The following is a 19,274-nucleotide window of genomic DNA, read 5'->3' on the forward strand; positions in this document are numbered from 1 at the left end:
GGTGCCGTCGACGGTGAAGTAATCGACCCGCAACTCGACCGCGTGGTCCGACGGCGCCGCGACCTCCAGCACCAGGGCGTCGCCGGCGTCCAACGCCAAGCCGTCCTCCCCCGTCGACTCGACGGTCAGGGCCAGCGGCGCCGCAACGCCACGGTTGGCGTCGAGCGCCGGCGCGACGATGCTCAGCGGGGCGCAGAACCCCGCGTCGGCGATGGCAAGGTCGAGGCCGTAGGTCCAGCCCGCGGGGTTGGCCTCGACGGCGTTCCGCACCGCTTCGCCCGACCGCACCCCCGCCACGGTGCCGGTGACCAGCAGGCGGCCGTTGCTGTCCTCCACCGTCACCAGCGCGCAGGGCAGCGACCGCAGCGCCTCGGCCACCACGGCGACGGGCGGCCGATGGGATGGTCGAGGGGGTGGCGGCAGAAGCGGCTCGACCTCCGGCGGTGTGGCGGCGGCCGCCTCCAGAACCGGTGGCGGCGGTGGAACGGGCGCGGCCCGACCGGGAACGAGCGGGGGCCGCGGGAGAACGGCCACGACCGCAACGACCGCCGCCACTGCGATCCCGCCGAGCCACAGCGGCCAGCGCGGCGTACGACCCGATGTCGTCCGGACGTTCGATGGAGGCGTCCGCGCTTCGAGCGCGACGATGGCGCGGCGCAGGGCGTCGGCGTCGGGGAAGGCCGTGCCACCACCGTCGCGCAGCCGCTCCAGCAGCGCCGCCACCGCCGGGCGGTCGGCCTGTCCGGTCAGCAGCCGCTCCGCCAGTCGGCCGCCGGCCGACACGTCGTCCAGCCGGGTGGCCTGCGGCGCCGTCAGCGCGGTCCGTCCGAACCCGGTGACCACGGCCTCTCCCCCGGACCGGTGGATGACCGCCGCCGACAGCGCGCCATGGACCAGCCCGGCGCGGTGGGCGGCGGTCAGCGCGTCGAGCACGCGGTCGAGCGTCGCCACGCTCTCCTCCAGGCTGGGCGGCGGCCGCCCCTCCAGCCGGGCGGCGAGGGACGGTCCCTCCACGGATTCGGTGGCGACGAACGCGGTGCCGGCGTGCTCGCCCGACGCCAGGACGGCGGGAATCGCCGGATGGGACAGGTGCGCGGCGGCGGCCGCCTCGCGCCGGAACCGTTCCAGGGTGTCGCTGCCCTCGGGGCTGCCATGGAAGCGGGCCAACGGGACAGTCCACAGGGCCACCGCGCGGCCGTTCGCCGGATCGACCGCCCGGTGGAGCAGGGCGTCGCCGTCGCGCTCCACCAGGTCGAGCAACCGATATCGGCCGAGCCGCCGCTCCCGTTCCGCCATCACCCGGCCGGTCCCCATCCTTGCTGCGTTCGAAAGGCGAGGCGCTGGTATAGCCGCTGACCGGCGGGGCGGCCAAGCCCCCCCGGCCGGCGATTCGGCACCACCCAGCACGATCATGCCCGTCGGGGCATGTCCTTTCGGCCGGCCAGTGGGGTGGGGCACAGCCTGTGACGACGAACGGGCAGTAACCTTTCGTTAGCCCTGTCGGCGGAAGCTCGACTCCGCCAACCCCCGGCGCGGAGCATGCCGCCTTGACCCAATCCTTCTTCCGGATGCCGTCCCCCACCGACTCCCACGCCGGGCCGAACGCGTCCTGGCTGAACGGCGCGACCATCTACCAGATCTATCCGTTGAGCTTCCGCGACCGCGGCGGCGACGGCTGGGGCGACCTCGACGGCGTGCTCGAGGGGTTGGACCATGTCGCGTCGCTGGGGGTGGACGGGGTGTGGATCAGCCCCTTCTACCCGTCGCCCTGGAAGGATTTCGGCTATGACGTCGCCGACCACCGGGCGGTCGACCCGCGCATGGGCAACCTCGCCGTCTTCGACCGGCTGGTGGAGCGCGCCCACGCGCTGGGGCTGAAGGTGCTGGTGGACCTCGTCTGCGGTCACAGCTCCGACGCCCACCCCTGGTTCCGGGAAAGCCGGCGGTCGCGCGACAACGAGCGGGCCGACTGGTATGTCTGGGCCGACCCCAAGCCGGACGGCACCGCGCCCAACAACTGGCTGTCGGTGTTCGGCGGCGCGGCCTGGAACTGGGAACCGCGGCGGCGCCAGTATTACCTGCATCATTTCCTGGCCAGCCAGCCGGCGCTGAACCTGCACGCGCCGGCGGTGATGGACGCGCTGTGCGAAACGGCGGCCTTCTGGATGGAGCGCGGGGTCGACGGCTTCCGCATCGACGCGGTGGACTTCTTCGCCCATGATCCGCAACTGCGCTCCAACCCCGCCGTGGTCTGGCGCGAGGCGGAGCCGCCGCTGAAGCCCTTCGCCCTGCAGCAGCACGTCTACGACATGATGCACCCGGCGGTCGGCAGCATCCTGGCCCGGCTGCGCGAGACGGTGGAGCGCTACCCCGGCCGCGTGCTGCTGGGCGAGTTGTCGAGCCAGCCCGGCGCCGGCCAGCGCATCGCCGCTTACTGCACGCCGCAGGGGCTGCACGCCGCCTACACCCTGTCGCTGGCCAAGCAACCGTTCAGCGCCAAGGGCTTTGCCCAGGCGCTGACCGCGGCGCCGCGGCCGGAGTCGATTTGCTGGAGCCTGTCGAACCACGACGTCGAGCGCGCCGCCAGCCGCTGGTTGCCGGAGGGCGCCGACCCCGCGGCCTTCAACGCGCTGCTGGCGGTGCTGGTCGCCACCTTGCCCGGCACCGTCTGCCTCTACCAGGGGGAGGAGCTGGGCCTGCCCAACGCGGCGCTGGAGCAGCACCAGCTGCGCGATCCCTTCGGCATCACCTACTGGCCCGAATTCCCCGGCCGCGACGGCAGCCGCACGCCGATGCCCTGGCGCGCCGACGAACCGAACGCCGGCTTCAGCGCCGGCGAACCCTGGCTGCCGGTGCCGGCCGAGCACGCCGCGCTGGCGGTCGACCGTCAGGAGCGGACCGTTGGCAGCCCGCTGTCGGTGTGGCGCGCGGCGCTGGCCCTGCGCCACGGCAGCGAGGTGCTGCGCACCGGCGGCGTCGCGGCGGTCGAGGAGCATGGCGACCTGCTGTCCTTCGAACGGACGCTGGGGGACGAGCGGCTGCTCGCCATCTTCAACCTCGCCGACCGGCCGGCGGAATACGCCCTGCGCGGCCGTGGGGAGCCGCTGCCGCTGGCGGTGCCGCGCGCACCGGGCGCCGCGGTTCCGGAGGTGACGGCGGACGGCCGCACACTGGTGATGCCGCCGCTGTCGGTCTTCCTCGGCAGCCTGCGGCCGAATCCCTGACGGGCCGAATCGCGCAGGGAACGCCCTGGTTGACGCTGCCCGAAAGGCAGACATGCGCAATTGTGCGATGCGGCCCACCTCGTGCGCTGCTTTGTTACGCTGAGAGCCAAGTCGCTGAAATTCCCTGATTCATTGCGGGTTGGGGAGATCGTCGGCGACGCGCACCATCCAGCGGAGTAGCGGGAGTGAAAAGAAGAGCGTTCCTCACCACGGCCGGCGTCGGCGCCGCATCGACCGTTGCCGCCTCGACCATCGCGGCCCCGGCGATCGCCCAGACCCAGCCGGCCATCCAGTGGCGCCTGGCCTCCAGCTTCCCCAAGAGCACCGACATCCTGGTCGGCACCTCCGAGCTGATCGCCAAGCGCGTCGCCGAGGCCACCGACGGCAAGTTCCAGATCCGTGTGCACGCCGCCGGTGAGATCGTCCCCGGTCTCCAGGTGCTGGACGCGGTGCAGAACGGCACCGTCCAGTGCGGCCACACCTGCGGCTATTACTACGTCGGCAAGGACCCGACCTTCGCCTTCGACACCGCCATCCCGTTCGGCCCCAACGCCCGCCAGCAGAATTCCTGGTACCAGTATGGCGGCGGCCAGGAGGTGATGCGGGCCTTCTTCGCCAAGCACAACATCGTCCAGTTCCCGGCCGGCAACACCGGTGCCCAGATGGGCGGCTGGTACCGCAAGGAAATCAAGTCGCTGGCCGACTTCAACGGCCTGAAGATCCGCATCGCCGGCATCACCGGCCAGATCATGGCCAAGCTGGGCGCCGCCCCGACCCAGATCGCCGGCAGCGACATCTACCCGGCGCTGGAAAAGGGCACGATCGATGCGGTCGAGTTCGTCGGTCCGTACGACGACGAGAAGCTCGGCTTCTTCCAGGTCGCGAAATACTACTACTATCCGGGCTGGTGGGAAGGCGGGCCGCAGGTCTCGCTCTACATCAACGCCAAGGAGTGGGAGGCGCTGCCGAAATCCTACCAGGCGATCCTGACCGCCGCCTGCGCCGAGGCCAACAGCGCGATGACCGCGCGTTACGATGCCGAGAACGCCAAGGCGCTGAAGCGTCTGGTGTCCAAGGGCACGCTGTTGCGCCCCTATCCGCGCGACCTGATGGAGTCCGCGCACAAGATCGCCTTCGAGCTGTACGACGACATCGCCAAGACCAACCCGGACTTCAAGGCCGTCTACGACAGCTGGAAGCCCTTCCTGGACGAGGTGCAGCTGTGGTTCCGCGTGGCGGAACTGCCGTACGACAGCTTCGTCCAGTCGGTCGCCCGCGCGAAGTGACGGCGCCCGATGTGATGGTGTGACGGAAGGGGGCGGTCGCGTTGGCCGCCCCCTTTCAGTTCGGCTCTCAGGCCAGATAGTTCAGCAGCGACAGCTTCTTGGTCTGGCCGGCCACGGTGTAGGAGGCTTGCAGGGTGTTCATCGAACTGCTGAGCCGCGCCGCCACCTCGGTCTGGTCGATGCCTTCGATCTTGGCGACACGGTCCGTCACGGTGGCGATGGTGTCGGTGTGGGCCGTCTTGGTGTCCTCCAGCGTCGCGCCGTCCGACGCCACTTTGGCGTGGACCGAGCGGACCTGGTCGTTCGCCTGGGTCAGCAGCTCGCGCGCCTTGGTGCTGTATTCGTCCCACTTGCCGGGGTTGGACGCCGCGGTGCGGACCATGCGCATCGCCTGCACCAGCGTCTGGAACGCCTTGTCGTCGGAACTGACGCCGTAGGTGAGATTCCGGTTGTCGTCGATGGTGACCTGCGACTTGCGGTACGCCTCGGAATTCGTGCCCTTGGTCAGATACTCGCTGTCGTAGAAGGGCAACTCCGGCGGGTCCTTGTAGGGGACGTCGGTCAGGTCGTCGGCCTCCGGCGGCAGGGTGGCGACCGACACGGTGTTTTCCAGCGACCCGTTCGTCACCTTCGCCGAGGTGGTGAACAGCGACGTCTTGTTCGGATGGTTGGGGTCGGCGTTGGCGGTGCTGGTCAGCGCGATGCCGCGGCCGCTGCCCAGCGCGTCGATGGTGACCGGCGGCTTCGGGTTCATGTTGCCGAACTGCTGGCGCAGCTTGTCGGCGACCTGGGCGACGGTGGTCACGCCGCCGGAGAAGTCGGTGTCGGTCACCGTGTAGCGCGTGGTGTAGGCCTGGTAGGGCGGCAGGTCCCTCGGCTCGTTCGGGTACTTGGTGTAGTAGTTCTGGTTGAACGGGTCGTCGGGATCGCCGACCGCCACCGTGAACTCGAAGGTGTCGCCGATGTCGACGGTGTTGCCGTTCAGGGTGAAGCGGTCGATCTGCGGCTGGCTGGTGGTCGGCGCCTGGGTGGTCGTCGGCGTGCTGATGCTGTTCTCCACCGTGGCGGCGTTGGTCACGCGCGCCGACACATCGAATTTCTGGCCGGGGTCGTTGCCGACCAGCGTGATGATGCCGTTGGCGGTCGACACCGTCATCGGCAGCGTCGGCGAGGCGGCGTTGATCTGGCTGGTGAGCGCGCCGGCGACGAAGGTCAGCGTCTTGGGATCGGTCGACAGCACCTGTTTCCCGAAGGTCTTGCCATTGACCGTCACCTCGAAATAATCGTCGGCGTTGACCACGGCGCCGTTCAGCGTGACCTTGCTGGTCTGCTTCGTCGCCATCAGGTCGGTCACCGGCTCGGTCCCGTAGCGCGACCCGGAGAACAGATAGCGGTCGCCGAAACGCTGGTTCAGCAGCGCCTGGATGTCGCGCATGGCCCCTTCGGCGCGATCCTTGACCTGGTCGGCCTGCGGGAAGGACACCGAGAAGGTGCTGCTGGCCGACGCCTTCAGCGTGTCGAAGCTGAGATTCAGCATGGCGCCCTCGCCGGGGCCGCCCGCGATGTTGAAGTTGTAGCCCTTGCCGTCGTTCGGCGGGGTGGTGCCCAGGTTGATCGCGCGGGTCGTCTTGCCGCCCAGCCCGTCGGTCACCGTCACGTCGAAGGTGCCGTTCGACCCCGTCTGCGAGGGAACGGCGGTGACCGTGTAGCGGGCGCCGATGGTCAGCTTCGACTTGGTGGCGTCGATCGTCGTCTTCATCCCGTCGGCGTTGGCGTTCGACACCGAGGTGACGCTGGCCGGACCGGGGTTGAACGGCATGGTGCTGCTGGATGTCCACTCCGATATGGTCTTTTCCAGCGAGGTCAGCACCTTGTCGGTGGCGGCCACGCGGGGCGCCGCGGTGTCGATGTTCTGGACGTAGTTGTTGCGCTTGGCCATCTCCGCCCGCAGGTCGAGGAGCTTCTGCACATCCGGCCCGTAGGCGTTGAGATCGACTGACTTCTTGCCGGTCGTCAACTGCTCCGACAATTGGTTGATGCTGTTCTGGCCGCCCGACAGATTCCGGACCAGGCTCAGATACTGTGAGTAGCTGCTGACCCCCGTTATCGAGCTCATCGGACCACCGCCTCCAGCGCGTCAAACATTGAATTGGCCACTTGCATGACCCGTGCCGAAGCCTGGTAGGAGGTCTGGAGCTGTTGGAGCTGGGCGATTTCCTCGTCGATGTTGACGCCGGTCTGCGACTGGTAGCGCTCGGTCAGGAGCTGCATCGACTCCTTGTTGGCGTCGCGCTTGGTGTTGGCCGTCTGGGCCGCCGACATCCAGGTCCCGGTGATGGCGCTGCCCATCGCGCTGTAGGTGGTGTCGGTCATGCTCAGGCCGTCGGCGGTGAAGCTGCGGCCGGCGCTGTTGAGTGCCGTGACCATGCCGTCGATGGCGGTCTGCTTCACTTTCGCGCTGTTGTCCAACAGCTTGGAGTTCACGGCGATGCTGAAGCGGTCGGTGCCGGTGAAGAACTGGCTGCCCAGTTCACCGTCCGCGACCGGGCTTGCCTCGCTGTAGGCATCGGCGAAGCTGGTCGGCTCGCCCGGCTTGGTGCCGCCGGTGAAGGCGTTGGCGAACTCATCGAGCTGCGAGCGCAGCTTGCGGATGATCTCCGAGGTCGGGTTGCCGCTGACGGCGGTCGGCGGCTCGGCGGTCGAGCCGTCCTTGCGCATCTCCAACAGCGCGCCGAGCTTGCCGGTGGTCATGTGGTTGTTGATCGAGGTGACTTGATTGCCGACCTCTAGGTTGATGTTGCCGCCGTCATAGGAAAGTTTTGCCGGCTGGGCGTCGAGCAGGGCTAGGCCCGACGGGGTGAAGATCGCCACGCGTCCGTCCGGACGCTGCACGGTGCGGATGCCCATGTAGCTGCTGAGTTCGCGGATCAGCCCGTCGCGCTTGTCGGCGACCGCGTTCGCGGACGACCCCTGGGCCTTCAGCGACACCATGTCGTTGTTGATCTGGCCGATGTCCTTCAGCAGGCCGTTGACCTTGGAGAGGGACGTGTTCATGTCCGACTTCATGTCGCGGTCCATCTGCTCCACGCCTTCGGAGACACGGCGGATCTCGCGCGAGAAATTGTCGGCGGCCTGGACCAGCTGGTACTGGGCGGTCTCGTTCTCCGGCGAGGTGGCGAGCGTCTTCATCGCCGCCTGGAACTTGTCGGCGTAGTCGTTGATCTGCGGGTTGCCGTTGGACGTGCGCATCAGGTCGCCCAACTGCTGCATGTAGGTCGCCGTGACCTGCGAGCCGCCGTCGCGCGAGTTCAGGTCCTGGACCTGGGCCAGCAACGCGCTGTCGATCTCCCGCCGGTAGGTCGTGCTGATGACCTGGCCGCTGGCGTCCACCGACTGCTGGGCGGTGTGGCGGGTGCGGTTGGGGTCGTTGGCCTGGGCAATATTGTCCGAAACCAGCTTCACACTGGCCTGGACGGTGCGCAGACCGGCGGTCGCGCTGTTCAAGGCGGCGAAGAGGGAGGACATGGCGGGAGACCTTTCGCGGATCGGGGGCGACGGGACGGCGGTGTGGGGACGGCCGTCCCGTCAGGCGCTCAAGACGGCGCCGCGCTCAGCGCTTCAGCCCGAGGACTTCCTGGAGCATTTCGTCCGACGTGGTGACGATCTTCGCGTTCGCGGAATAGCTCCGCTGGGTGACGATCATCTTGGTGAACTCGTCGGCGATGTCGACGTTCGAGCTTTCCACGCTGTTGGCGACCACCGCACCGGCGCCGTTCGTCTCGGGATCGTTGAAGTTCGGCATGCCGGCATCCTCGCTTCCCAAGAAGACGCCGCCGGACTCGCGCGACAGCGCGTTGGGGTTGTTGAAGGTGATGATCGGAACCTTGGCGATCACCCTGGACCGGCCATTGTCGTAATTGACCAGCACGTTGCCGTTGTCGCCGAAGACGACGTCCTTGAATTGCCCGCGTGGCGCGCCGCCCAACTGCACCAGCTGGGTGACGTTTATCTCCTCGCCGGCATATTGGGTCAGGCCGCCCGGCTTCTGGTACTTGCCGAGGTTCAGCGTGATCTGCTGCGGGCCGAAGCCGTAGTCGACGGTGAAGGTGATGTTGGCGTCGGCTCCGGCGGACTGGGTCGCGGCGCTGACCGCGGTACCGGAGCCGACCAGCGCGGTGGAGATGTTGGTCAGCGTGCCGACGGTTTCCGGCGTCTTGCCGAAGGTCAGCCCGATGTGGGCCGGCGTCTGGCCGGCGACCGCGCTCTGCTCCAGCGTGAACTGTTGGGCAGCGGCGTCGGATACGGTTCCGGTCGCGCCGGGAATGCCGGTGGTCAGGACGTTGCCGGCCACGCTGGCGGTGCCGCCCGCGGCGTTGATCCGGGTGGCGAAGTAGCCCAGCACCTTGGCGGGCGTGTTGTAGGTGTTGTAGTTGGCGTTGTCGAGCGTCAGGGTGTAGGTGTTGCCGGCACCGTCGTTGACGCTGTAGGTGTCGCCGACGTCGACCGTGCTGCCGGTGAGCGTGATGGCACCCGCCGCCGTGGCGGTCATCGTGTTGGTGTTGGTCGGGGTGGCCGCCGTCTTGGCGGTGACGGTGATCACGCCGCCTTGCGCCGTCGCGGTGACGGGCAGCGACGTGTTGGCGTTGATCTTGTTCGTCAGCGCCGCGGTGATGTCCTCCATCGTCATCTCGTCGCCGGTGGTGCTGTAGGTCACCGACGTGCCGTTGATGCTCAGCGTGTACTGGGTGCCGATGTCGCCGGGCGTTCCGGTCAGGGTGACCGTCCGCGTCTGGCGGACGCCCGACACGTTGGAGATCGAGGGCAGCGAGCTCATCGTGTTCACGGCCGGGGCCGAATTGGTCGGGGTGATCGACGAGGTGATGCTCGTGTTGACGGCGTTCGCCTGGATCGACAGGATGTTGCCCGCCGACGACGCCGTGACCGTCGCGCCCAGCGCCTGGTTGATCTTTCCGGCCAGCTGGGCGACGACGTCGCCGGTCGTCGGGTAGCTCTGGTAGGTCGCCGCCGTCACCGTGTAGGTGACGACCGTGCCGTTGACGGTGACGGCGAAGCTGTCACCGATTTCGACCTGCGACTGCGGGAACTGGTACTTGTCGATCTCGCCCGAGGTCGCCGTGGCGGCGGTGGACGGCTGCGCCACCACCGTGTTGCTGGTGATGGTGCCGGACGTCACCTCGGTGTTCAGCTTGAACGCCGTGCCGGCATTCCGCGCGGTCACCCGGATTTCCTGGCCCGACGAGGTCGCCATCACCGTTGCGGCCGGCGAGGCCGAGTTGATCTGGTTGGCCAGCGCGCCGGCCAGCCCCGAATAGGTGCGGATCGACCCGATGTTGGCAGCCGTGATCTTCAGGCTGTAGGACGTGCCGTCGACCTTGACCGTGTAGACGTCGCCGATGCGCAGGTTGTCCTGGCCGTTGGTGTTGTTGCCGGCGATGGTGACGACGTTGACCTGGGCGACCGCGGTCTGGCCGGGAATGTTCTGCCCGAAGGTGACCGTCGCCGGATAGCCGTTGAAGGTGCCGTCAACCGGCTTGGTGTTGGACCCCGGCGCGACCGGCGTCAGCCGCCAATCGCTGCCGGCCTGCTGGCGCCACTGGAAGTTGATCGCGTGCGCGTTGCCCTGCGCATCGAAGATCTGGATGCTGCTGTCGGGGATCTTCTGGCCGGGCGTCGGCGTCGCCGGCAGGTTGGCCGACAGGTCGATCTCCTTGGTCGGCGTCGGCTTGTCGATCAGGGAACTCACCTGGATCGGCTGGACCTGGTCTTTCTGCAGCACGCCGGTCACCGGATCGGTGACCCAGCCGTTCAGGGCATAGCCGGCGCTGTTGACCAGATAGCGGCTCTTGTCCAGCTCGAAGTCGCCCGCCCGGGTGTAGTAGGCGGCCGACGAGTTGACCGTGCCGGTCTGCGTCTGCACCAGCGAGCTGCTGCCCTGCGTGGCGATCTTCGACACGCTGAAGAAGCCCTGGCCCTGAATGGCAATGTTCGTCGGGCTCTGGACCTGGGTCAGGCTGCCCTGGATATTGTTCATGAAGACGGGTTGCGCGGTGACCCCGCCCGGCTCGTGCAGCCGCTGGCTGGATTGCAGGACCATCGTTTCGAACGCGGAATCGACGCGCTTGTAGCCGATCGTCGAACTGTTCGCGATGTTGTCCGAGATGTGGCCAAGCGCTTTCGACTGGGCATTCAGGCCGAGAACGGCGGTTGTCATCGCACCGAAGATGCTCATGGCCGGTGGTCTCCGAAAGAAAGGGCAAACGTCTTCTGTGCCCCATCTAGCAAGCGGGATGCCAACTGCCGGCCCTGTGATAATAGACTGAAATAAAAGAATTTTTCCTGCAACGGCCACGGCCGCGCCCGAATTTGCCGGGAGGTGGGAAAGTTTGGCCTAGTGCGGTCGGGTGCGGAGGGGAAGAAAGCTCCCGCCCCGGTTGCCCGCCGGCGACCGTCCGGAGCCGCTCAGCGCCGTCCGGCGCGGGCGGCCTGGGCCTTCAGCACGGCGGCGACGGTGCCGAGCGTCGTCGACCAGTCGCCGGGGCGCGGCTGGCGGAACAGCCGCAGCGACGGGTACCAGGGGCTGTCGGCGCGGTCGAGCAGCCAGCGCCAGTCCGGCGCGTAGGGCAGCAGCAGCCAGGCCGGCACCCCCATCGCCCCGGCCAGATGGACCACGGCGGTGTCGACCGTCACCAGCAGGTCGAGGTTGGCGAGGATGGCGGCGGTGTCGGCGAAGTCGCGCACCCGCTCCACCGCGTCCTCGATGCCGGTGTCGGACAGGCGGGGCAGGTCGGCGCGGGGGTCGCCGGTCTGCAGGCTGATGAAGCGCACCCCCGGCACCGCCAGCAGCGGCCGCAGCGCCTCGACCGGCAGCGAGCGGTTGCGGTCGTTGCGGTGGCGCGGGTTGCCGGCCCACACCAGCCCGACCCGCAGGCCCGGACGGTCGTCGCCACCGGCGGCCAGCCGGTCGCGCCAGCGGGCGACGTCACCCGGATCCGGCGCCAGATAGGGAATGGCGGCGGGTATGCTGGTGAGGTCGGTGCCGAAGGCGCGCGGCAGGCTCATCAGTGGGCAGTGCAGATCGTGCGGCGGCGCGTCCGGTCCGCGCACCAGCACCTGGACCGTGGGGCTGGCCAAGGCGCCGAACAGGCGGAACAGCAGGCGGTGGGTCTCGATGATCACCCGGCCGCCGCTCCGCGCCGCCGCCTGCGCCACCAGCGGGGCGTAGCGGACGAACTGCATGGCGTCGCCATAGCCCTGGTCCATGTGCAGCAGGATGGTGGCGCCGTCCAGCGGCTGACCGGCCCAGGGCGGCGTGGCGAAACGGTGCCAGCGGTGCTCGAACCCCTCCCAGCCGGCGCGCAGGTCGCCGCGCACCAGCCGTCCGACCGCGCGGGCGAGATGGGCGCCGTCATGCGCCGGATGGCGGGCCAGCACCGCGTCGAAGCAGGCCTCGGCCTCGGCGAAGCGGCGCAGGTCGCGCAGGACGGTGCCGAGATTGATCAGCGTTTCGGCGTGGCCCGGGCGCAGCCGTGCCGTCCGCTCCAGCCACGCCCGCGCCACCGGGTACCGCGCGAGCCCATGCAGCGTGGCGCCCAGCGCCTCCAGCGCGTCGGCGTCGGCGGGGTTGAGCGCCAGGGCGCGCCGCAGCACCGGTTCGGCCGGCTCCAGCCGCTCGGCGATGCGCAGCGCGGCCCCCAGGTGGCCCCAGGGCGCCGCCGCCGTGGGACGGACGCGGACCGCACGGGTGATCAGCGGGATGGCCGCCGCCGCGTCGCCGCCCTGGGCCTTCGCCACCCCCAGCAGGTGCAGGGCGTCGGGCTGCGCCGGCTCATCCGCCAGGATGCGGCGGTAGGCATCGGCGGCTTCGGCGGCGCGGCCGGCCATGTGGTGGTTGACGGCGGCGTCGAGAGCGTCCAGGAGTGTGACCATGGCCTCTTCTCTACACCGGTTCGTCCGGTCGGGGCGAGGCCCGATGCAACGCTGCGGCCTCGCGGGCGTGAACGCGGCGAGACGCTGCACAGAACAGGGCAGGGCATGGACGACCGGCTTCCGACGCATCTCTGGGTCTCGGCCCACATCCGCGCCGCCGACGCCCAGGGCGTGGCGATGACCGTGGTCCGCAAGGGCGATCCCAGCCGGGGCACGGTCATCCTGAAGCTGAACCGGCTCGACCGCAGCTTCACCGTCCTGGTGCAGACCCGCGAGCCCGACGGCGACCGGCTGTTCTGGGCGCGGGGCACTGGCGCCGACCCGGTGCCGGAGGCGGACGCCGACGCCTACATCGCCCGCCAGACCCGCTACGATCCCGACGTCTGGGTGATCGAAGTCGAGGACCGCCAGGGCCGCCACTGGTTCGAGGGGCCGGTGCGTTAAGGACCGGTCACCGACAGCGTCACGGCGCTGACCTCCGCTGCGGTCGGTGGGCGCGGCGGGCCGTCGAACCGGTTGATCCGCAGGCGCAAGGCCAGCGTTCCGTCGTGAAAGGCTTCGGCCGGCACCGGAAGGGTGTGGGTCCCGGCCCCCTGGCCGCGGCGGGGGCCGAAGGGGGTGATGGTGCCGATGGCGAGGCCGTCGGCGGTCGTCACCTCCACCTCCTGGCCACGGGTGATCGGGCCGACCGTCACCGCGACGAAGGCCGTCTCGCCCGGCCGCAACGCGTGCGGCAGGGCGAGCGTCACCATGCCGTCCGCCGCACCCGCGGGCCGGGCCAGAAGCACCAGCACCGCGAACAGAACGAACCGGACGGCGGCCTTACAGGCTTTGGACCGTGACCCCCTTGACGGCCGGCGCGGGGGCGGACTTGTCATAGGTGGGCGCAAGGCGGATCTCCAGCGTTGCGGGGGCCTGCTTGCTCGTCGCGTTCAGCGCCGCCGTGGCGTGGAGTTGCTGCGGCAGCGGCACGGCGAAGGTGGCGTCGTGCGCCATGCCGTGCATCGCCGGCCCGAAGAAGCCGACCGTCCCGGCGTAGTAGGGGCTGTCCGCCTCCACCTGCGTCACGCCCGCCGGCGCGTTCACCAGCACGTCGAAGGTGCGCCCCGCCGTCGCCCCGGCGGGACGCGGCACCGTGACCGTCGCCACCACCGGGCCGGTCGGCGCCGCGGTCAGCGTCACCGATCCGACGCCGCCCTTCACCGTGCCCTTGACCGGCGTCTTCGGCGTCGTCTTCGCCGCGGCGAGCTGCATCGTCTCCTCGGCGCCGAAGCCCGGCGCGTAATCATACTCGAACCGGTTGGTGCTCAGATAGTCCCCGGCCTTGCCGTCGATGACATAGGTGCCGTCGGCGCGGACGAAGAACAGGAACGGCTCCCGCACCAGCTCGGCCCGCTCGGTCTTGTCGGTCGGCAGGATCGGCAGCCCCATCCGCTGCTGCTTGCGCGTCCACACGTCCCACAGCCGGTCCATGTTGGCGTGGTGCAGGAAGAACACCGGATCGACCGGCGACAGGAAGTTGGTCATGTTGCCGTAGGGACCCGGATCCCAGGGGCCGACACCGCCGATGAAGTTGTGCACGAGGTTGTGCGGCTGGCCTTCCAGCACCGAGAATTTGGTGTCGTTGCCGGGCATGACGTTGTGCGACGCCGTCTTGGAGCTGGTGAAGCTGCCGGCGACGTCCGGGCTGTAGAACTTGTTCGGGCTCAGGCCGGCCATGACCGTCGCCGGCGAGCAGGCCTTCGCCGTCTTGGGGTCGAGATTGGGGTTGTCACGGCTGAGATAGCGCGACCGGTCCGTCGCGGCGAAGGCCTGGTTGCCCTTGTTGATCGTGCCGGTGCTGGGGTCGTAGCCGGTGACGTCGTTCCAGAGCAGGTCGAAGGTGGTGTAGCCGCGAAGGTCGAGCTGCTTGCGCTGCGCCTTGTTCAGCGCGTTCCAGTAGGACAGCATCGCCGGCTTCGCGTAGGCGGTGAAGGTGTCCAGATCCTTGGTGAAGGGCAGGAACGCCTTGTCGACCGGGGTCAGCGGGCCGTCGAACATCTCGTTCGGGATCCGCGGCGTCTCCGTCCAATCCCAATAGGGGAAGGCGAAATTCGGGTTGTCGCTGTAGCGCCGCACCGTCTCCTCGAAGAACCCGACATAGCCGCGGTGCCAGACGTAGAACCACCAGTTGCCGTGCGGACAGTCCATGAAATGGACGAAGGCGTTGCGGAACCAGTTGTGCGGGTGGTCCGGCGGCAGCTTCAGCATCTTTTCGATGGCGACGGCGTAGCTTTTCAGCATCGCCTTGCCCTGGTCGCTGGTGGCGCTGTAGCGCGTGTATTTCGCCTTGGCCACCAAACCCGCCTGGGCCGGAGCGAAGGGCAGCATGGACGCACCCGCAACCGCGGCGGTCGACACCATGAATTCGCGTCGGTTGAACGACATATAAGACCACCCCCCCAAAACGAGAATATGATGGGGAGTGTTGTTCGATATACGAGCGGGCGCACGCGATTTCGGAGCCGCCGCGCCTCGGTTATCGGCGGAGCCATCGCGGACATGCAACGGGATGCCCGGCTCGCCGCAACCGAACGCCATGGCATGCGCCAAGCCGACGGCGGCGTCAGGCCGCCGTGATGACTCGGGGGAATCGGAGGGTAAAGCGCGTGCCCTTGGCCGGGGTGCTGTCTACCGCGATGGTGCCGTGCAGCCGGCCGGTCACCAGGTTGTAGACGATGTGCAGCCCCAGCCCGCTGCCGCCGCTGCCGCGGCGGGTGGTGAAGAAGGGATCGAAGATCTTGGGCAGCACCTCGGCGGCGATGCCGTTGCCGTCGTCGGCGACCGACAGCTCGACCAGCCCGGCGCCGGGACCGGCCCCGTCATCCGGGGCCAGCCGGGCGGCGATGGTGATCCGCCCCGGCATCTCCGGGTCCAGCGCATGGATCAGGGCGTTCATGATCAGGTTGGTCAGGATCTGCGACAGGGCGCCCGGATAGCCGTCCAGTTCCAGGTCGGCCGGGCAGTCGACGGCGATGGTCAGGGCGGCGCGCGACTTGTAGGTGGGGTGCAGGCTGCGCAGCAACTCCTCGATGTAGTCGCGCAGCAGAAAGGCGCGGCGCTCGTCACTCGACTGGTCGACGGCGACCATCTTGAAGCTCTGCACCAGATTGGCGGCGCGGGTGCTGTTGGACAGGATAAGGTTGGCCATCTCCATCCCGTCGCTGAGGAAGCGCTGGAAATCCGACTTCTTCAGCGCGGCCGTGGCGTGGCGGTCCGACAGCTCGGCGATCAGGGTCTGGAGTTGCGAGGCGCCGGTGATGGTGATGCCGATCGGCGTGTTCACCTCGTGCGCCACCCCGGCGACCAGTTGGCCCAGCGAGGCCATCTTTTCGGCCTGGATCAGGCTGGTCTGGGTCGCCTTCAAGGCGCACAGCGCGCGCTCCGCGGCGTCGCGCGACTGGCGCAGCGCGTTCTCCGCCTCGACTTCGCGGGTGACGTCGACCACCACCGCCTGGATCGCCGGCCCGTCCATCCAGTCGACCCGCCGCCCGCTCAACTCCACCCACAGTCCGGCGCCGTCGGGCCGCCGCGCCCGGATGCGCCGCCGCTGGGTCGGCAGCCCGCCGGCCAGAAGCTGGTCGTAATTGTCGATCAGCGGCTGCCGCTCCTCCACCGGCACCAGCGCCAGCAGCGAGGGCAGGGCCATCACGTCGGCGATGCTCAGGCCCAGCATGGTGGCGAAGGCGTCGTTGGCGTAGACCGCGTGGAACTCGCGGTGGATGATGATGCCCTGGATCGAGCCCTCGACCAGATTGCGGAACCGCCGTTCGTTGTCGGCGAGCGCCCGCTGCCGCCGGTCGATCTCGTCGATGAAATAGCGGATCGAGGCGCCGATGTCGGTGATCTCGTCGTCGCCGTCGACCGGGATGCCCGCGGTCGCATCAGCCGGGGCCGTCGCCGGGCCGGCCGGAGCGGTCGAGGCGCCGCCCGACGAGCGGGCCAGCACGGCCCGGTTCAGCGCGACCAGCCGCGACGACAGGAAGCGGCGGAAGATGAAATAGACGCAGACCGCCAGGATGACCGAGGCCCCGGCCAGCATCATCACCGCGCGCGTGCGCTCGGCGATCAGGTCGGCCAGCGCGTCGGTCCGTTCGGCCGACTGGTCGCGGATCGAATCATACAGCGCGCGGGTCGACCGTTCGACCGTCTCCACCAGCACGCGGGACTGCGCGGTCAACGCCTGGGCGCGGTTGCGCGCCTGCAGCCGCTCGACGGCGCTGTCGAACAGGCCGCCCGGCGCGACCAGCAGCGAGGACAGCTCCTCCTGCATGGTTGCCATCAGCGGGCCGGTCGGGTCGGGCGTGTTGGTGGCGATGCGCGCCAGATCGGTCAGCGTGCGCTCCGCGGCGCGCGCTTCGCCCTTCAGCCGGCTGAGATGGTCGAGCTGCATGGCGCCGGCCACCCGGGCCATCAGCGCGCCGACGCGGACCGCCCAGGCGCCGGTGGCGTCGGGCGTGCTGTCCATCGACAGCGCCAGCCGGCCCAGGCCGCGCGCCGCTTCGGTCTGGCGGTCGCCATACTCGATCTGGCGGGTGACCTCGGCGTTGAGATCGGCGACGGTCGCGGCGAGGATCAGCAGGGTGGAGCGGGTCTGTTCCAGCAGCCGGACATTGCCGTCGCGCTCCGCGTCGGCGACCCCGCCCTCCTTGAACAGGCCGCGCATGCGCGCGACCAGGAGCTGCATCGAGTCCAGCTCCGTCACCAGCCCGTCGTAGATCGAGCGGCGCTGCGGCGTCGAGGTCGCGGCGGCGAGCTGCGGCAACTGCGCCACCAGCTTCTGCAGGGATCCGTGCAGATCCGCGCTGGTGATGACCTCCGGCAGGGTGTTGGTCGACAGGGCCGTCACCTCCGCCCGGAACAGGCGGAAGGACGACATCGACAGCCCACCGATCAGCACCACCAGCAGCGCCATCACCGACAGCCCGATGGTGATCCGCACGGCGATGCCGAAGCGCCGGCGCCGGTTGGGCGGCGGCGTCGGCACCGGGGCGGTGCCGAACCCGGCGAGCGCATCGGAGGCGGCGGCGGCGATCGGGGCGATCAGGGAAGCCATGCCATCCATCACCGTATCACCGTCATCCGGCCGTCCAGCCGGGGCGCGAATTCGCCGTTGCGGGCGATCTGCCCGATCAGTTGGGTCGAGATGAAGTCGGTGTCGCGGTCCTCCACCAGCCGGGGGACGCCGGCCAGCACGCCGTAGCCGTCGCCGCCGCCGGCCAGGAAGCTGCTGGTCGCCAGCCGGTAATGGGTGGCGCGGCCGACCGGGCCGGCTCCGACGGTCAGGCTGCGCAGCCGCTGGCCGGGCGGGCGGGTCAGGTCGATTTCGGCGCGGGCGTTGGACAGGTGCGGGAAACGCCCCTGCAACTGCTCCACCGCCGAGACGCCGCTCTCCACCGCGTCCCACAGCTGCTGCCCGGTGACGTCCAGCACGACGCCGACGTCGTGGTAGGGCAGTTCGGTGTAGATGTCGCGCCGGGTCAGCAGCGTGCCGGCCGGGTATTGCCGGTCGCCGCGGATGCCGCCGCCGTTGAACAACCCGACATCGGCGTCCAGCGCCGCGCGCAGGGTGTCGACCACGGCGTTGGCGAAGGCGTTCTCGCCGGTGCGCAGCGATTCCTTGCGGGTGTCGAGCGCGTCGGCGACGCGGCCGACCTCCATGCTCAGCATCGTGTCGAGCCGCGCCGCGTAGGCCCTGGCCTGGATGTCGACGGCGGCGTCCGGGGCGACCGTCGCGGTGTCGATCACGCGGGCCGCCGGCGTCCAGGTGAGGCGCGGCTTGCCGTCGGCGCCCACCGTCCGCTCCGCCGTCAGGTCGAGCGCCAGCACCCCGGCGGCCTGCGGGCCGACGGTGCCGGACAGGAAACGGCCGTCATACTCGATGGCGAAGGGGCGGTTGCGGTCCTGGTACAGCACGATGTCGGCCGGCTTGGCGGCGAGGACGGCCCGGTGGGTGTCGCCGGCATAGCCGGTCATCGCCACCACCAGATCGACGCCGTCGGCGCGCAAGGCCTTGGCCTTGGCGGACAGCGCCGTCACCGGGTCGTGGAACTCCGTGCGCTGGGCGCGTGTGGTCTCGCGCGTCAGGACCGGGGTGGCGGCCAGCACGCCGATGCGCAGCGGCCCGGCCCGCAGCACCACCGAATCCTCCAGCCCGTCGGGGGTGCGTCCGGTGGCGCGATCGACCGCGTTGGTGGTGACGATGGGGAAGCCAGCCTCGAAGGCGCGGGCGCTCAGCCGATCGTCGCCGTGGTGGAACTCGCGGTTCAGCGCGGCCATCGCGTCGACCGACAGGCCGTTCAGCAGGTCGATGATGTGCGCGCCCTGGTCGTAGAAGGCCAGCACCGAGGGGGCCAGCGTCTGGCCGCCGTGCAGCACCAGCACATGCTCGTGCGCCGCCCGCTCCTGCCGGATCACGCCGGCCAGCCGGGCCATGCCGCCGCGCATCCGTCCATCGGGTCCGGCGCTCTCGCCCAGGTCGGTGGTGCCCTGGGCGTAGAGGATCGTCAGGTGCACCGGCCCGGTCGCCGCAACCGCCGAAGCCGGCGCATTCTCCTGCGCGACGGCGCGCAAGGGGATGGCGGTGGCGGCGACGCCCAGGGCGACGCCAAGCAGAAGCGGGACGAACGCGTGCCGTGACATGGAGTCACGGCGGCCAAAAGGCCTGACAGTGTCGCCGTTACCAATCCGAATGTTGTTCATGCCCCGGCGTCACCTTTGCCCCGTGCCGGGATTATGCTCATTTTGGTGCCACTGTTGAAGCAAAGCCGCGTTACGG

The 19,274-nt window shown here is 69.5% G+C and carries 12 protein-coding genes; 3 read left to right on the forward strand and 9 right to left on the reverse strand.

Annotation, left to right across the window (positions count from 1 at the left end; all coding sequences use genetic code 11):
* Nucleotides 1–1,296 (reverse strand): serine/threonine protein kinase (locus TSO352_RS33395; protein ID WP_247871951.1); only part of this gene is annotated, 1,296 nt, incomplete at its 3' end.
* A gap of 251 nt (nucleotides 1,297–1,547) precedes the next feature.
* On the opposite strand from TSO352_RS33395, the gene TSO352_RS02965 reads away from it, so the two are divergent.
* Together TSO352_RS02965 and dctP are read left to right on the forward strand one after the other, a co-directional pair.
* A complete protein-coding gene (locus TSO352_RS02965; RefSeq protein WP_247871867.1) occupies nucleotides 1,548–3,224 on the forward strand; it encodes an alpha-amylase family glycosyl hydrolase in 1,677 nt (558 codons plus the stop codon).
* Nucleotides 3,225–3,409: 185 nt separating this feature from the next.
* Nucleotides 3,410–4,510 carry a TRAP transporter substrate-binding protein gene (dctP, locus tag TSO352_RS02970; RefSeq protein ID WP_109105884.1) on the forward strand — a complete coding sequence of 367 codons (1,101 nt, stop codon included), beginning with the start codon at nucleotides 3,410–3,412 and terminating at the stop codon, nucleotides 4,508–4,510.
* A gap of 67 nt (nucleotides 4,511–4,577) precedes the next feature.
* On the opposite strand, the gene TSO352_RS02975 is transcribed toward dctP, so the two are convergent.
* The 4 genes from TSO352_RS02975 to TSO352_RS02990 form a co-directional block, all read right to left on the reverse strand.
* Entirely contained in the window at nucleotides 4,578–6,626 is a 2,049-nt protein-coding gene (locus tag TSO352_RS02975) for a flagellin (RefSeq protein ID WP_109105885.1), read from the reverse strand.
* Nucleotides 6,623–8,035: a flagellar hook-associated protein FlgK gene (flgK, locus tag TSO352_RS02980; RefSeq protein WP_109105886.1), complete on the reverse strand. Its 1,413-nt coding sequence runs from the start codon at nucleotides 8,033–8,035 to the stop codon at nucleotides 6,623–6,625. Before flgK ends, TSO352_RS02975 begins: the two co-directional genes overlap by 4 nt.
* Before the next feature lie 85 nt (nucleotides 8,036–8,120).
* Nucleotides 8,121–10,760 carry a flagellar hook-basal body complex protein gene (locus tag TSO352_RS02985; RefSeq protein WP_109105887.1) on the reverse strand — a complete coding sequence of 880 codons (2,640 nt, stop codon included), beginning with the start codon at nucleotides 10,758–10,760 and terminating at the stop codon, nucleotides 8,121–8,123.
* A gap of 230 nt (nucleotides 10,761–10,990) precedes the next feature.
* Nucleotides 10,991–12,457, reverse strand: a complete 1,467-nt coding sequence (locus TSO352_RS02990; protein ID WP_109105888.1) for a tetratricopeptide repeat protein — start codon at nucleotides 12,455–12,457, stop codon at nucleotides 10,991–10,993.
* Between the two features lie 105 nt (nucleotides 12,458–12,562).
* Between TSO352_RS02990 and TSO352_RS02995 the strand changes: the two genes are divergently transcribed.
* Entirely contained in the window at nucleotides 12,563–12,901 is a 339-nt protein-coding gene (locus TSO352_RS02995) for a DUF1491 family protein (RefSeq protein WP_109105889.1), read from the forward strand.
* Here the strand turns inward: TSO352_RS02995 and TSO352_RS03000 are convergent.
* From TSO352_RS03000 to TSO352_RS03015, 4 genes are all read right to left on the reverse strand, one after another.
* Nucleotides 12,898–13,209 (reverse strand): hypothetical protein, encoded by a 312-nt coding sequence (locus tag TSO352_RS03000; RefSeq protein WP_199231465.1) that lies wholly within the window; start codon nucleotides 13,207–13,209, stop codon nucleotides 12,898–12,900. The two genes, TSO352_RS02995 and TSO352_RS03000, sit on opposite strands and share 4 nt — an antisense overlap.
* A gap of 70 nt (nucleotides 13,210–13,279) precedes the next feature.
* A complete protein-coding gene (locus TSO352_RS03005; protein ID WP_109105890.1) occupies nucleotides 13,280–14,884 on the reverse strand; it encodes a tyrosinase family protein in 1,605 nt (534 codons plus the stop codon).
* Between the two features lie 178 nt (nucleotides 14,885–15,062).
* Entirely contained in the window at nucleotides 15,063–17,552 is a 2,490-nt protein-coding gene (locus TSO352_RS03010) for an ATP-binding protein (RefSeq protein ID WP_247871868.1), read from the reverse strand.
* Nucleotides 17,553–17,560: 8 nt separating this feature from the next.
* A complete protein-coding gene (locus TSO352_RS03015) occupies nucleotides 17,561–19,138 on the reverse strand; it encodes a 5'-nucleotidase C-terminal domain-containing protein (RefSeq protein WP_109105892.1) in 1,578 nt (525 codons plus the stop codon).
* Nucleotides 19,139–19,274 lie beyond the last annotated feature (136 nt).

It is taken from the genome of Azospirillum sp. TSO35-2 (assembly GCF_003116095.1).
In the GTDB taxonomy this organism is placed as follows: Bacteria; Pseudomonadota; Alphaproteobacteria; order Azospirillales; family Azospirillaceae; genus Azospirillum.